This is a genomic window from uncultured Rhodococcus sp. (assembly GCF_963525155.1).
Taxonomy (GTDB): Bacteria; Actinomycetota; Actinomycetes; order Mycobacteriales; family Mycobacteriaceae; genus Rhodococcus_F; species Rhodococcus_F qingshengii.
Window position 1 is genome coordinate 80,045 of record NZ_CAURKP010000006.1, and the last position, 13,824, is coordinate 93,868.

11 protein-coding genes are annotated in these 13,824 nt (G+C 63.5%); 7 read left to right on the forward strand and 4 right to left on the reverse strand.

The window, feature by feature from the left end; genetic code table 11:
* The 3 genes from RWT78_RS02840 to RWT78_RS02850 all read right to left on the reverse strand — a co-directional run bounded on the left by RWT78_RS02840 (position 1) and on the right by RWT78_RS02850 (position 2,343).
* Positions 1 to 480, reverse strand: coding sequence for a carboxymuconolactone decarboxylase family protein (locus RWT78_RS02840; RefSeq protein ID WP_314673706.1), 480 nt, complete (start codon positions 478 to 480; stop codon positions 1 to 3).
* Positions 477 to 1,601 carry a dihydrodipicolinate reductase gene (locus RWT78_RS02845; RefSeq protein WP_314673708.1) on the reverse strand — a complete coding sequence of 375 codons (1,125 nt, stop codon included), beginning with the start codon at positions 1,599 to 1,601 and terminating at the stop codon, positions 477 to 479. Before RWT78_RS02845 ends, RWT78_RS02840 begins: the two co-directional genes overlap by 4 nt.
* A 61-nt stretch (positions 1,602 to 1,662) precedes the next feature.
* Positions 1,663 to 2,343: an NrtR DNA-binding winged helix domain-containing protein gene (locus RWT78_RS02850; RefSeq protein WP_054831400.1), complete on the reverse strand. Its 681-nt coding sequence runs from the start codon at positions 2,341 to 2,343 to the stop codon at positions 1,663 to 1,665.
* A gap of 78 nt (positions 2,344 to 2,421) precedes the next feature.
* Between RWT78_RS02850 and RWT78_RS02855 the strand changes: the two genes are divergently transcribed.
* The 6 genes from RWT78_RS02855 to RWT78_RS02880 all read left to right on the forward strand — a co-directional run bounded on the left by RWT78_RS02855 (position 2,422) and on the right by RWT78_RS02880 (position 12,469).
* Positions 2,422 to 4,359: an O-acetyl-ADP-ribose deacetylase gene (locus RWT78_RS02855; protein WP_314673713.1), complete on the forward strand. Its 1,938-nt coding sequence runs from the start codon at positions 2,422 to 2,424 to the stop codon at positions 4,357 to 4,359.
* Positions 4,360 to 4,628: 269 nt separating this feature from the next.
* Positions 4,629 to 5,771: an Ig-like domain-containing protein gene (locus tag RWT78_RS02860; RefSeq protein ID WP_007730280.1), complete on the forward strand. Its 1,143-nt coding sequence runs from the start codon at positions 4,629 to 4,631 to the stop codon at positions 5,769 to 5,771.
* Positions 5,772 to 5,800: 29 nt separating this feature from the next.
* On the forward strand, positions 5,801 to 7,546 hold the full coding sequence (locus tag RWT78_RS02865) for an Ig-like domain-containing protein (protein WP_314673716.1): 1,746 nt from the start codon (positions 5,801 to 5,803) through the stop codon (positions 7,544 to 7,546).
* 104 nt (positions 7,547 to 7,650) lie between these two features.
* On the forward strand, positions 7,651 to 9,774 hold the full coding sequence (locus RWT78_RS02870; protein WP_314673718.1) for a phosphocholine-specific phospholipase C: 2,124 nt from the start codon (positions 7,651 to 7,653) through the stop codon (positions 9,772 to 9,774).
* An 80-nt stretch (positions 9,775 to 9,854) separates the two neighbouring features.
* Positions 9,855 to 11,324, forward strand: coding sequence for a cellulase family glycosylhydrolase (locus tag RWT78_RS02875; RefSeq protein WP_058038483.1), 1,470 nt, complete (start codon positions 9,855 to 9,857; stop codon positions 11,322 to 11,324).
* A gap of 83 nt (positions 11,325 to 11,407) precedes the next feature.
* Entirely contained in the window at positions 11,408 to 12,469 is a 1,062-nt protein-coding gene (locus RWT78_RS02880) for an alpha/beta hydrolase (protein WP_314673723.1), read from the forward strand.
* A gap of 8 nt (positions 12,470 to 12,477) precedes the next feature.
* On the opposite strand, the gene RWT78_RS02885 is transcribed toward RWT78_RS02880, so the two are convergent.
* A complete protein-coding gene (locus RWT78_RS02885; protein ID WP_019745900.1) occupies positions 12,478 to 12,804 on the reverse strand; it encodes a helix-turn-helix domain-containing protein in 327 nt (108 codons plus the stop codon).
* Positions 12,805 to 12,860: 56 nt separating this feature from the next.
* Between RWT78_RS02885 and RWT78_RS02890 the strand changes: the two genes are divergently transcribed.
* Complete coding sequence (locus tag RWT78_RS02890) at positions 12,861 to 13,745, forward strand: NAD(P)H-binding protein (RefSeq protein WP_314673728.1); 885 nt, start codon at positions 12,861 to 12,863, stop codon at positions 13,743 to 13,745.
* Positions 13,746 to 13,824: the final 79 nt, after the last annotated feature.

Below are 13,824 nucleotides of genomic sequence, written 5' to 3' on the forward strand. Positions count from 1 at the left end.
TCAGTTACCGGGCAACACACATTGAGTATCGAGGCCGAGGACGTGGTTGAGCCTGCCGAAGGCCAACCACGATCCGAGGCACATGCTCAACTCGACGATTTCTCGCTGGGAGTAGTGAGCTGTCATGCGTTCCCAGAACTCGTCGTCGAGCCCGTGGTGGTCGAGGGCGTATCTCTCGGCGTATTCGGCAGCGAGGCGCGTCCTGTCGTCGAAGGCATCGGTGGTGCGCCAGTCGGTGACAGACTGATCGAAAGTCGACTCCACAGTCTCGCCGTCACGCTCGGTGCGCCAGTCCTGACAGAAGATGCACCCGTTGATCTGAGCGATCCGAAGCCTGGCCGCCTCGAACTCGCGGAGTCCGAGAGTGCCTTCCGTGTAGACCTTTTGGGAGAACCCGGCGGCCGCGGGTCCGATGCCGGGGACCATCTCTCCCCACACGTAGCCGATCGGATTCTTGCCTTCGGGTATGTCGATATTCATGCGAGTACCTCCGAGTTTCGGGCACCGAGCTTGCCGACGCCGGGTGTGAGCGGAACGTCCAGCGCGTCGTAAAGACCGGGTTCAGCCTGACGTAGCCAGGGAATTGCGTTGACGAGACGTCCTACGGCCGTGGCATTTCCACCGGCCGCGCGATTTCCACCTTCATCGGTGGCTTCGACGTTGATCTCGATTCGTGGTCGTCCTTCGACGATCACCTTGTGCGCGCCGTCGCCGCCGTCGGGCGGGAGCGGCCAGTCGCGGGCACAGGACGGATGAATACGCGTGACGTGTTCGATCACGATCAGGGGTTCCCCGCCGACGATTCCCTGAACCTCGAATCGCAGTGCGCCTTGGGTGCCGGCCGCGAACTTCCCCATATGTTCGGTCGACACGGTTTCCTCGAGTGGGCGGCGCAGCAAGGTCTCGCGGATCTCGTCGAGTTCCACCCCGAGTGCCCGCGCGATGAGCCGAATCTGCCCGCCCCAGACCATGGTGGGTACGGTCGGCGCGACCATGGGAGGTTCGTAGTCCATCGGCTGACCCATCCCGATCAGGTAGCGGACAGAATCCGGCTGTTCGTAGGTCGTGTAGTCGAAGATTTCCTGACACCGGATCTGGTCGATTGTCCCCGCGAGCCCGCTGACGAGAATCGGCAGGATGTCGTTGCCCCAGCCTGGGTCGATACCGGAGACGAACAGAGCGCCGCCGCCCGCCTTGGCAGCAGCTTCGACGGGATCACGAAGTTCGGGAGGCGCAGATTTCGGGTCGTACAGCGCATATACCGACGGCGTGACCACCACAGCTCCGGCGGCCAGTGCCCGCGTGATGTCGGCAACCGCGTCGTCGGGCCGAATGTCGCCGGACGCCGCGTAGACCACCGCGCCGGGAGACGCTGCGAGCACGGCATCGGCGTCGTCGGTAGCCGCGACGCCCAGGTGCACTCCCAGATCGGCGAGGTCACCGGCGTCTCGCCCGACCTTCTCGGGGTTCGCAACGATGACGCCGACAAGTTCGAGGGCCGGATTGGCTGCCACAGCGCGAATCGATGCACGCCCGACGTTGCCGGTACCCCACACGACAGTCGGAATCTTGGACTCGGCTTCATTCGAAACTGCACCCATCAATCGGACATTACCCAGCTCAGCGCGTCAGGTCAGCAGAACTGCAAGAATTCGTTTCACTTCATCCGGTCAAAAATGCCATTGCCTGCGCAGTCAGTGCGCCCTCACCCCGCCTCCGGTACGTCTCGGCGGGTCGGCCGTTACCTGGTCTGCTCATCTCGCCGGTACTTTCGAGCGCGTCGAGCACCTGCCGGCGGAAGCTGTCCTTCTGGAACGGACGATCGAAGATCACCTCGTACAGTCTCCGAAGTTCGGCGACGGTGAACGTCCCGCCCGACAATCCGTCCGGATCCACGTACGACGCATACCTCGTGCGTAGGTCCGTGACCGCGAGTCGCACCATGTCGGCGTGATCGAATGCGAGTCCGCTCACTGCCTCGTCGTCGTACACATCGACGAGAAGCGCCGAATCGGGCAGTGCCGATTCCGGTAGGCAAGCCGTGTGTGCGACCGACAAAACCCATCCACGGTCGTCGCGGTCCGGTCGGTCGAAGATCGCCAACTGGTGGAAGCTCGTCTGGGCCAACTCTGCCTTGACCGACAGGGCACGATCGGCTGCGGCCGTGAGCAATTCGCGTTCGTGCAGAAATGTTCCCGGTAGCGCCAGCGCACCGAGACGGTGCCGAACCACCAGAACTTTCAGAGATCCACCGCTGTACGTCAGCACCGCGACGTCCACTGCCACAGACGGACGCGGATAGTCCGTCAATCCCTTGCCGCTCGTGTCTGTCCATTTATTCACCCTTGCATGTTATCTCAAACATGATCTATGGTTAGCGCAAAGTTGATCAAACGATCATCGCGAACCGAAGAGGTGGCTATGAAACTCACCGCACAGCAGTCCGATCGAGCGGCCGGCGTTCTGCTCGGCACCGCAGCAGGAGACGCACTCGGCGCCGGCTACGAATTCACCTACTCGAAGGCCGAGGTCACGATCGACATGATCGGTGGCGGCCCGTTCGACTGGGCGCCGGGAGAATGGACCGACGACACCTCGATGGCAGTAGCGATCGCCGAGGTGGCCGCTACCGGAATCGACATCGGAAGCGCTGACGGTCTCGATGCCATTGCAGCACAGTTCATCCGGTGGTACGACTCGAAGCCCGCGGACATCGGCAACCAGACGCGAGCAGTGTTGTCCGTCCGCTCCGAAAGCGCAGCGGCGATGGCGGATCGTGCGCGGGCGATCAGCGGCCGCAAAGCCGGCAACGGCTCGCTCATGCGGACTGCTCCCGTCGCCCTCTCCTACTTGGACGATGCAGAAGGTGCCAGGTCGGCAGCGCACCGGATCAGTTCACTCACGCACGACGACCCGCGTGCCGGACAGGCGTGCGAGTTGTGGACCCATGCCATCCGCCATGCCGTTGTCGCCGGCAACTTCGACGGTGTTCACGGCTTCCTCTCCGTTGCCGATCAGGACGTCGCCGAATACTGGGGCCCGCTGCTCGATCAGGCCGAAACCGGGAACCCGCAGGACTTCTCCAAGAACGGTTGGGTGGTGCATGCACTTCAGACTGCTTGGTGGGCAATCACTTCCACGGACAATGGCGATGCTCGCCACCTCCAGTACGCATTGGAAGCAGCAGTAAGAGCCGGCGGGGACACCGACACGACGGCGGCCATCGCGGGTGGCCTCCTCGGCGCCCGCTGGGGAGCGTCGGCGGTTCCCGCCCGTTGGCGCCGAATCATGCATGGCTGGCCGGGATACCGTTCCTCCGATCTGATTCGCCTGGCAATAAAGACTGCTCGCGGCGGTACCGACGACAAGAACGGATGGCCGTCGACGGCAGAACTCGACTACTCGAGGTTTCGCGGAACCCACCACCTGACGACGCACCCGCACGACGACGGCGTCATGCTCGGCGGCGTCGATGCGATGTCCACTGCTGACTACGACGCCGTGGTCAGCCTGTGCCGCATGGGAACACGACAGGTCGCCCCTGATCACGTCGAGTTCTGGTTGGTCGACGACGGTCACGATTCCAACGCCAATCTCGAGTTCGTTCTCGACGACGCAGCGCGCACCGTCCAGGCGTTGCGGGCCGAGGGAAAGCGCGTACTCCTCCATTGCGTTCAGGCGCACAGTCGCACGCCGTCGGTTGCAGCGCGATACTCGATGTTGATCGGACGTGATCCCTACGACGTACGCTCGGCTATGCCGTGGGCTCGCCCGAAGCGTGAACTCTGGAACACGGCAGTCGGAAACGCGTCCGTCGGACACACAGCCGTCGGATACACAGGAGGATCCATGCCCGCTATTACAGTCGTCGAAGGTGACATCACGACGCTGACCGTCGACGCCATCGTCAATGCGGCCAACTCCAGGCTCCTCGGCGGCGGCGGTGTCGACGGCGCGATCCACCGTGCCGGAGGACCGGAGATCCTGAAGGCTTGCGAGGTATTGCGCAACACCAGCCTTCCCGACGGCCTGCCGGTGGGTGCGGCCGTGGCCACCACCGCGGGAAAGCTGCACGCCAAGGCCGTGATTCACACCGTCGGCCCGAGGTATTCGCGCTCCGAGGACCGATCCGGTCTGCTTCGGTCGGCATACACCCGCAGCCTCGCCGTGGCCGACTCGATCGGCGCCCGTACCGTCGCCTTTCCGTTGATCTCGGCAGGGGTCTACGGCTGGCCGAAGGAAGATGCCGTCCGACAGGCCGTTTCAGCGATTCGCGCGGCGAAGACCGAGGTCGAGACGGTCACACTGGTCGCATTCAACAAGGAGACGGCAGACCTGATGCGCCGCGCGATCGCCTGACCGTTTACCGGGCCCCCTTCACACCACGTTAAAGCAGTGCAGAGCGGTCGGAGAAGTGGAGAAATTTCACCGGTTGGACGTTTGTCCAACAATTTGTCCGAATCGCATATTCTGCGGCTCGCTCTGTGTTCTACTCCTCTCCAGGGTTTGAGCTGGTGATGAGCAAACGACGAGACGTATTCGATTCTCTGTCAGCTCGAGGCCGGTTCCCGGACCCGGCTTCAAGCCGAGAGCTCGATCTTGTCGAGCGCTACTCAAGGAGAATGTGAATGGTGTCGACGTTGATGCGCCGAGGAGTGGGGGTGGCCGCGTCGTTGACCGGATGCGTTGCCCTCGTGATCGGCGGAGCCGGAGTCTCGTCCGCCGCTGATGTGGACCTTCCGTTCACGGCATCGTGCCACGGGTGGCAGTTCCCCGGACCGATCACGCACAACGAGACGCGAGATTCCGGCGTCACGATCAGTGCGCCGGCCGTGGTCCCGCCGAACTCCACCTTCACATACCGCCTCGCGCCCAAGCCGATGACGGTCCCCAAGGACGGTTACGACCTCAGGTCCGTCGTGAACTGGACGCGTCTCAAGTTCGATTTCGACATCCCTGCAGGCACCTCCTACGTGGGGGCGCAGATCGTGGCCGGCACCAGCTCGAATCTGGGTGGGGTCGCCCCGACGATCACGCGGGTGAACGATGCCGGTTCACCCGATCCGAGTGGGACGCATCTTCGTATCTCCGGCAACAACATCACGGCGGGCAACGGACCCAACACCGACGACAACGGCGGCGGCGGAATCGAGGTCGGTGGAGGAAAGACGTTCCAGCTCCCGGCAGTCGACGTCACCGTCACGTCAGGGGCTGTCGGCACCCAGATCAAGCCCATGCTGCGCGTGTCCGATTCCAACTCGGGTTCCTACGACAGTGCCGCCAACTACCTGACCTTCCTGCAGCAGGAGACCTTGCTCGGCGGCGTCAAATACTGGCTGACCACCAATTGCTCACCACGCGACAATCGTTCGGCCGGATTGAACGCCGGCGGCCGGCCGCTCGCCGTGATCAACGTCGACTCCAGCCTCGCTCAGACACAGACGCGAATCGACGCACCCGGTAAGGCCGTCGTCGGTGACTCCGTGGAGTTGACGGCAACGGTCACTCCGTGGCCGTCGGGAGGAACAGTGCAGTTCCGCGACGGAGGGGTTGACCTCGGCGCTCCGGTGGCCGTCGTCAACGGCGTCGCGAAGGCCAACCGCACGATGACAACAGCGGGCGACCACAACATCACGGCGTACTACACGGGATCTGCCGGCTTCATGGAGTCGATGTCGGGTGCCGTGACGATCAACGTCGTCGAACCTTCCGAGCCCGAGCCTGGCACCGGGAGCCTCGGTAGCCTCGGCACCCCCGGATTCGGGTCGTGAAAACTGTGAGCAGAAACCAGGTTTCCTCGATGAACTCGAAACTGTTGCGCGGCTCTGCGATTGCAACCGTCTCGGTACTGGCCGGCGGCTTGTTCTCCATCGTCGGCGGCGGGATCGCCTCGGCTGCCCCCGAGACCAAGAGCGTGGCCTTCACAACTGCATGCCATGTGCGCGAGATGGACGGTGTGGCAAGCCCGATCACGTTCAACGAGACACTCGGCTCGGGAGTCACCATCACCGCGCCGACCACCGCGGCACCAGGTGAGACCGTCACCTACCGCGTGCAGCCGAACGAGATGAAGGCAAACAGCGGCGGTCATGCCAGCCGTGGAGTCGTACATTGGGCCCGGATCAAGTACGACTTCGACATCCCGTCCGGCGTCGAATTCGTGAGTTCCCAGCTTGTGGCGGACAGTGCGTACGGCCTCGGATCCGACAGTGCCACTCCGACAGTCACACGGATCGACGACGGCGGTAATCCATCGGCATCCGGTACGCACCTGCGTATCTCCGGATCGAATCGAACCACCGGAAACGGTCCGTCCTCCGCAGTTCGATCGAGTGACGGAATCATCGTCGGTGCCAACACCAAGTTCCGACTCCCCGCAGTCGACGTCACGGTCAAAGCCGGTGCGGCCGGTACCGAGATCAAGCCTTCGCTGAGGGTTTCCGATCCGGGATCCGCCAACTACGATGACGACCGAAATGCGCTCACATTCGTCCAGCGCGAAAAGGACGTCTTCGGAGTCAACTACTGGGAGCGCTACAACTGCTCCCCGCGGGACAACAGGAACTCCGGCCTCAACGCCGGTGGGCAGGCCCTGACCACCATCTACGTCAGCCAACCGACAACCACCACAATCCAGATGCCCGGCTCGATCCAAGCCAGCACACCGACCGAGCTTGTCGCAAAGGTGGATCCGGCTCCGGTCAACGGAAACGTGCAGTTCAGGGTGGACGGCGCCGACGTCGGTACACCGGTCACTCCGGGCGCCGACGGCACTGCCCGGCTACCGCATACCTTCTTCACCGCCGGAACCGCGCGGGTCTCCGCAACGTTCCAGGGAGTCAACGGATTCCAGAGTTCGAACTCGACCGAGGCAATGGTCACGGTGACTGCCGCACCTGTCGTCAAGCAGACCGACACTGCCGTGAACGTTCCTACCGATGCGAAGACGGGCATATCGGTGTCGCTGAGGGCGCAGGTCACGCCGACACCCGCCGGTGGCACTCTCCAGTTCAAGGACGGCGCTGCAGATATCGGCGCTCCGATCCCGGTGGGCGCTGACGGCAAAGCCACCTTGGAACATGCCTTCACCTCGGCTGGATCTCATGCCGTCTCGGCCTACTACTCCGGCGCAACAGGATTCATGCCGTCGATGGCATCCGCTCAAACGGTCACCGTGTCTGATCCCGCACCGTCCGATGTCACCACCTCGACCTCACTGGCAGCTCCCGCGACGACCAAGCAGAATGTCGCGGCAGAACTGTCCGCGACGGTCACCCCCAACCCCGGCGGGGGCTCGGTTCAGTTCTACGACGGCGACCAACCCATCGGACAGCCCGTTGTCGTCGGAGTCGATGGAGTGGCGCGACTGACGCACACTTTCGCATCGACGGGCGATCATCGGATCAAGGCGTCATACGCCGGGCGAAGTGGATTCACACAGTCCGCGTCGGACGAATCCGTCGTCAAGGTTTCTGCTGCGCCTGACGACGGCGGGAACGGCGGCTCGGGCAGCCTCGGCTCGCTGAGTGGTCTCTTCGGATCCTGATCGCAATTCGCTCGACACTGTTGCTGCTGCACCGATTCGGAGCAGCGGCAACAGCATGTCACGGCCGCAGTCACAGAACCGATTGATTTATCGATGGAGCACAAGTGTCTAGGAATCCTCTCTCCCGACGGTCGTTTCTCGCCGCCGGGGTCGGTGCAACTGCAGTCGCCGCTACTTCGCTTCTCCCGCCGTCGCTTCAGCGTGCACTGGCGACACCCGTCAGCTCCGGCGGGCTCGATTCGATCGAGCATGTAGTCCTCGTCATGCAGGAGAACCGATCTTTCGATCACTACTACGGCGCACTGAGGGGTGTTCGCGGATTCGGGGATCCGAATGCGCTGCGTCTGCGCGGCGGCCACAGCGTCTTCGAACAACCCGGGCCTACCGGTCCTGTGCTCCCCTTCCCTATCCGCGATTCGGCTGCGGCGCAACGCATGGACACCCAGAACGTGACCGGACTCGACCACAGCTGGGCGGGCGGACATGCCGCACTCGCCGACGGCTGGCACGACGGTTGGATCGCGGCAAAAACCGGCACGACGATGGCCTACTACGACCGGCAAGACATTCCCTTTCACTACGAACTGGCGGACGCGTTCACGATCTGCGACGCCTACCACTGCTCCGTTCCGACGTCCACGAGCCCCAACCGGAACTATTGGGTCTCTGGATACACGGGATACGAGCCACTTTCGCCGAATCCAACCGAGTCGGTCCTGCCTTCGGATCCACCCGGTCCCGGGGGACGAGCTGTAACCAACGCGGCCTACAACCCCTGGCACGCCGGTTACGGATGGACGACGGTCCCCGAGCGGTTGCAGTCCGCCGGCATTTCCTGGAAGACCTACCAGGAGTGGGACAACTTCGGAGACAACAACCTCGAATACTTCACCGCCTTCAAGAAAGTGGCGGCAGGGCTGCTTGGCCGGCCGAGCCTGCTCCCCTACGAACTCCAGACCTTGGCCGGGTTCTATCTCGCCCTGCCGTCGATGCCGGCGCCGGTCCAGGACGCAGCGGTACTGGCCCTCGCGAATGCCGCAGACCAACTGTCGCCTGCTGATCGCCAACTCTACGATCGCGCGCTGTACCGATCCCGGCCCGGCACACTGGCCGCCGAGTTCAGGAAAGACGTCGAGTCCGGTCGACTGCCGCAAGTCAGCTATCTCGTTCCGTCCGAGGTGGATTCGGAGCACCCATCGGGTTCGTCACCGGCAGCGAGCGCAACACTGCTCTATCAAGTACTAGACGCCATCGCGTCCGATCCGGATCTGTGGGCGAAGACGGCCGTGATCGTCAACTTCGACGAGAACGACGGGTACTTCGACCATGTACCGCCACCTCGACCGCCGCGCTCGGTCGAAGCCGAATGGGTCGGCAATCAGCCGCTCGGTCTCGGCCCGCGGGTGCCGATGACGATCATCTCGCCGTGGACTGTTGGCGGTTTCGTTTGTTCACAAGTGTTCGACCACACGTCCGTCACGCAGTTCCTGGAGAAGCGGTTCGGAATCACGCAACCGGAAATCGACCCGTGGCGACGCACGGTGAGTGGCGACCTGACGTCGGCGTTCGACTTCGCCAACCCGCGTAGTCGACCGACTTTGGCGCGCCCGCAACCCACTCCGCCGCTGGAACCGCGGTGGACACCGACCCCGCCCACCGAACAGAGAATGCCTCTGCAGGAGAACGGCACTAGACCAGCACGGGCACTTCCCTATCAACCCGACGCCTACACGACGGTGAACCCGGAAACCGGCTCGTTGGCGGTCCATCTGGTCAATACCGGCGCCGCATCAACGCACCTGGCCATGTACCCGTACGCAGGTGAGTTCGACGAGCCACGGCATTACGACGTCGTCGGCGAGGTCGACGACACCGTTGCGCTCAGGGATCGCGTCTACAGCCTGACCCTGTTGGGTCCCAACGGTTTCAGGCGCGAGTTCAGCGGAGCTACAGACAGTGCGGCAGCTTCGCTCGACGTCTCGACAACTGTCGACGCAGGGACGCGCACGCTTGTACTGACGGCGACCAATTCCGGAAGTCGTGCACTGACGGTCAATGTGGACGGAAACCGACGCAAACTCGCTGCCGGTGCACACTCTCAGTGGACGGTGCGTTCGGTGGACGGCTGGTATCAGGCCGCCGTGACGGTCGACGAAGATCCTGAATTCAAGCGCGTGCTCGTCGGACACATCGAAAACGGGCGGACCAGCGTAAGCCAACCGACGTGAATCGACACCGAGCGTTCAAGCCCAGGGCCGAATCCCCATTCGGACAAGTCAATCCATCCACACACCCAGAAGGAGTTTCCGTGCGTCGTATCCCGCTCTCAGCACTGATAGTCGCGGGCTCACTGATACTGGGCGGCGGAATTGCCGCGGCTCAGGGCAGCCTGCCCACGTCGGGGAGCGCCGATGGCACGTCGGTGCCACCGTCGTACCTGACCGACGACGCCGGGCGCTCCTTGATCCTGCGAGGGTTCAACACGGCGTCGAGCGCAAAGAGCGCACCCGACGGCATGCCGAAGTTCACCGAAGCCGATCTCGAGCGCGAACATGCCGACATGGGAACAAATTTCGTGCGTTTCCTGATCTCCTGGCGTTCGGTGGAGCCAGAGCCGGGACAGTACGACCAGGAATATCTGGACCGCGTCGAGGACCGAGTCAGCTGGTACGCCGAGCGCGGCTACAAGGTCATGCTCGACATGCATCAGGACGTCTACTCCGGCGCGATCACACCAGAGGGCAACAGTGGCAACGGCGCCGGCAACATCGGCAACGGCGCGCCGGCCTGGGCGACCTACATGGACGGCCTTCCGGTCAGCCCTCAAGACCGGTGGGAGCTGTACTACGTCCAACCCGGTGTGATGCGTGCATTCGACAACTTCTGGAACACCACCGGCCAACATCCCGAACTGGTCGAGCACTACGCGAACGCCTGGCAGGCGGTGGCCGAACGTTTTGCAGGCAATGACACCGTCGTGGCATACGACCTGATGAACGAGCCGTGGGGCGGTTCCCTCCAAGGCCCCGCCTTCGAAGGTGGGCCCCTCGCTGCCTTGTATCAGCGAACCACCAACGCCATCAGGGAAGTTGATCAGGACAGCTGGGTGTGTGTGGCCCCGCAGGCCGTCGGCGTCAACCAAGGTGTCCCCAGCGGGCTCACGAAGATCAACGACCCACGAGCCGGCGAACAGCGAATCGCCTACTGCCCACACCTGTACCCGCTGCCCCTCGACCTCGGTGACGGATACTCCGGCCTCTCACGCACACTCACCGACGCGACCATCGACACCTGGCGCGACAGCGTCGAACACATCGCAGGCAACGTACTCGGCGGCGTTCCGATCATTCTCGGCGAATTCGGGCTCGACACAACACTGCCCGGCGCAACCGACTACATCGACCGCGTCTACACGACCGCCCGAGAACTCGGCGCGGGTGTCTCCTACTGGTCCAGTGATCCAGGTCCTTGGGGCCCGTACCTGCCGGACGGATCGCAGACACTCCTCGTCGACACCCTGAACAAGCCGTATCCGCGTGCCGTCGCGGGCACACCCACCGAATGGTCCTCGACCGTTGACCGCCTTCAGCTGACGTTCACCCCGAACCCCGCAGTGACGGCACCGACCGAGATCTACCTACCCGAAAGCGGCTTTCCCGGCGGCGTCGACGTCGCGGGCGCCGACATCGTGAACTGGAACCCCCAAAGCCGTCTTCTCACAGTGGAAACCGCGGACGACGCGGGCCCCGTCACAGTCACTGTGACGCCGGCAAGCTGATCGCGAGCGTCGAGATTCCTGGATATTTGTCCAGTTCTTTCGTAACGTACAAGCGACGGGTGATCAGCCGACGGAAGGCGAGTATGTCCACGGAGAAGATGTCTGTCCAAGATCGTGTTGCGCGGGTGGTGCTCGATGTCGTCGGCGCCTTACCGACCGGCGCGCAGCGCATTCTCGGTGGCAAGCCGAAGGAGATCGACGGGCAGACTCTGCACCCCGAGATCCAGCTTGCGCTGCGATTGCTCTCAGCGGTCGAAGGTACGAGCTTCGAGCATCTTCCGGCCGAAGAGGGACGGGCTCAGATCGACGCCGAATCGCGACTGTTCGGCGGTACGCCCATCGACATCGAGACGGTAAGTGACCTCGAGATCCCGGCCGGGGATCACGCGATTCCGGCTCGGCTGTATCGCCCGGCCGGAGTCTCAACGCCCGCTCCACTTTTGGTGTACTTCCACGGCGGCGGGTTCGTCCTCGGCAGCCTCGAGAGCGGCGACAGTGTGTGCCGCTTCCTGGCCCGCCACGGCGAGGTCAGTGTGTTGTCGGTGGACTACCGGTTAGCGCCGGAGTTCCCGTTCCCCGCCGGGGTCGATGACGCCGTCGCCGCATTCCGGTACTGCGTCGAGCATGCCACAGATCTGGGTGCAGATCCGAAATCCATTGCGGTAGGCGGAGACAGCGCGGGTGGGAACCTGGCTGCCGTCGTCGCGCAGTCCACGACCGAAGACGACGTCAAACCAGTTTTCCAACTGCTCTTCTTCCCCTGGGTGGACCTTTCGTCGAAGCGCCCTTCGCACAAGATGTTCGGCACCGACTTCTTTCTCACCGACGCCCAACTCGACTGGTATGCAGCCCATTACCTGTCGGGCGGCGCTTCGGCTCTCGACCCGCGAGTCTCACCGCTGCTCACTCCGGACCTGGCCGGCCTACCGCCCGCGTACGTTGCCGTCGCCGGTTTCGACCCACTACGCGACGAGGGTGAGGAATACGCGAACCGGCTGCGAGAGGCCGGAGTCCCGGTTGCACTCAGGCGTCACAGTGGATTGATCCATGCCTTCGTCAACACCACCGGTGTCGGCCATACCGGTCAAGATGCGATGTTCGAGGCCTGCGGCGCTCTGCGGGTTGGACTTTCGGGCCCGCACTGAGGGCAGGGTCACGAAACGGGGAGTGCCAGATCCGCCCACTCGACCATCGCTTCGAGCACGGAGCGCAGTTCCATCCCCGTCGCGGTGAGTTCGTACTCCACTCGCGGCGGCACCTCGGCGTAGGCAGTCCGGGTCACCAGATCGAACTCCTCGAATCGCTTGAGCCTGGCGGACAGTGTCCTGGGACTGATGCCGGGCAATGCGCGTCGTAGTTCCGTGAAGCGCATCGGGCCGTGCGTGAGCTCACGAACGATCAGCGTTGCCCACGGTCCGTCCAGAACCAGCAGAAAGCGCGCGACGCCGCACTCCGGAAGCACGTGACCTGATTCACTCATCGATTCCCCATTAGTTCACTTGAAGTAACTGGTTCCCAATCTGAACTATAGGCGTCATGACTTACACAGTGCATGGCGCCACCGGCGCACAGGGTTCTCCCGTTCTCGCGGGATTGGTCGCGGCTCTCGCCGGATCGACAGGTGCCGAAGTCCGAGCAATCACCCGCAACCCCGATCAGACGTTCGAGGGTGCGAACACCGTCGTCGCGGACAATGCGTCAGTCGACTCTCTCGCCGACGCTTATCGCGGGGTAGACGGGGTGTTCTTTCACCTGCCACTCGCCGCTGACACCGAGACGCTAGCCGGTTACGCCCACAACGTTCTGGCAGCAGCAAGAGTGACAGGTCCTTCGCGGTTCGTGATCTCTACCAGCGGCACGGTGACCGGCGACGCTACTTCGCCGCTTGCCGGTCCCAACACACCCGTTCTCTCCGAGCTCGTCGACGGACTCCGCGCCGAAGGTAACGCGGTGACCGTCCTGACCCCGCGTTTGTTCCTCGAGAATCTTCTTCTGCCCACCGTGCTGTCGGGGGTGAAAGACGAAGGGGTCCTGCGTTACCCACTGCGTGCCGATCTCGCGGTCGCATGGAGTTCACATCTCGACGTCGCTGATGCAGCCGTTGCGGCCCTGACTCTCGACGTAGCACCGGACGCGGTCGACATCGGACAGATTCCGGCGATCACCGGCATCGAACTGGCCGAGGCATTCGCCGAACACTTCTCGCGCGCGGTAACTTTCGAAGCCGTGACGCCCGACGCCTTCGGTGCGTCGATTGCGCCGATCATCGGAGCGGGCGCAGCAGTCGGGGTTTCCCAGCTCTACACGGGGCTCGAATCTGCCGACAGCGTCGCGTTCGACTCCGCGACGGGTTCTGCCGTTGCCTTGGGCATCGTCGCCCGCAGCACCCGGTCCTGGCTGGCAGATCTCGGAGTGAACTGACCAGAACAACCCAAACGGCCGGCTCCGCGAAGTATCGCGTGGAGCCGGCCGATTTCCGGGGTTACCGGTGCGTGCGGGT

Excerpts from the sequence above, each read along its gene's own strand:
- RWT78_RS02880 (WP_314673723.1), top strand. The coding sequence starts at position 11,408 with ATGTCCACGGAGAAGATGTCTGTCCAAGATCGTGTTGCGCGGGTGGTG.
- RWT78_RS02890 (WP_314673728.1), top strand. The coding sequence starts at position 12,861 with ATGACTTACACAGTGCATGGCGCCACCGGCGCACAGGGTTCTCCCGTT.
- RWT78_RS02855 (WP_314673713.1), top strand. The coding sequence starts at position 2,422 with ATGAAACTCACCGCACAGCAGTCCGATCGAGCGGCCGGCGTTCTGCTC.
- RWT78_RS02865 (WP_314673716.1), top strand. The coding sequence starts at position 5,801 with ATGAACTCGAAACTGTTGCGCGGCTCTGCGATTGCAACCGTCTCGGTA.
- RWT78_RS02840 (WP_314673706.1), bottom strand. The coding sequence starts at position 480 with ATGAATATCGACATACCCGAAGGCAAGAATCCGATCGGCTACGTGTGG.
- RWT78_RS02885 (WP_019745900.1), bottom strand. The coding sequence starts at position 12,804 with ATGAGTGAATCAGGTCACGTGCTTCCGGAGTGCGGCGTCGCGCGCTTT.
- RWT78_RS02860 (WP_007730280.1), top strand. The coding sequence starts at position 4,629 with ATGGTGTCGACGTTGATGCGCCGAGGAGTGGGGGTGGCCGCGTCGTTG.
- RWT78_RS02845 (WP_314673708.1), bottom strand. The coding sequence starts at position 1,601 with ATGGGTGCAGTTTCGAATGAAGCCGAGTCCAAGATTCCGACTGTCGTG.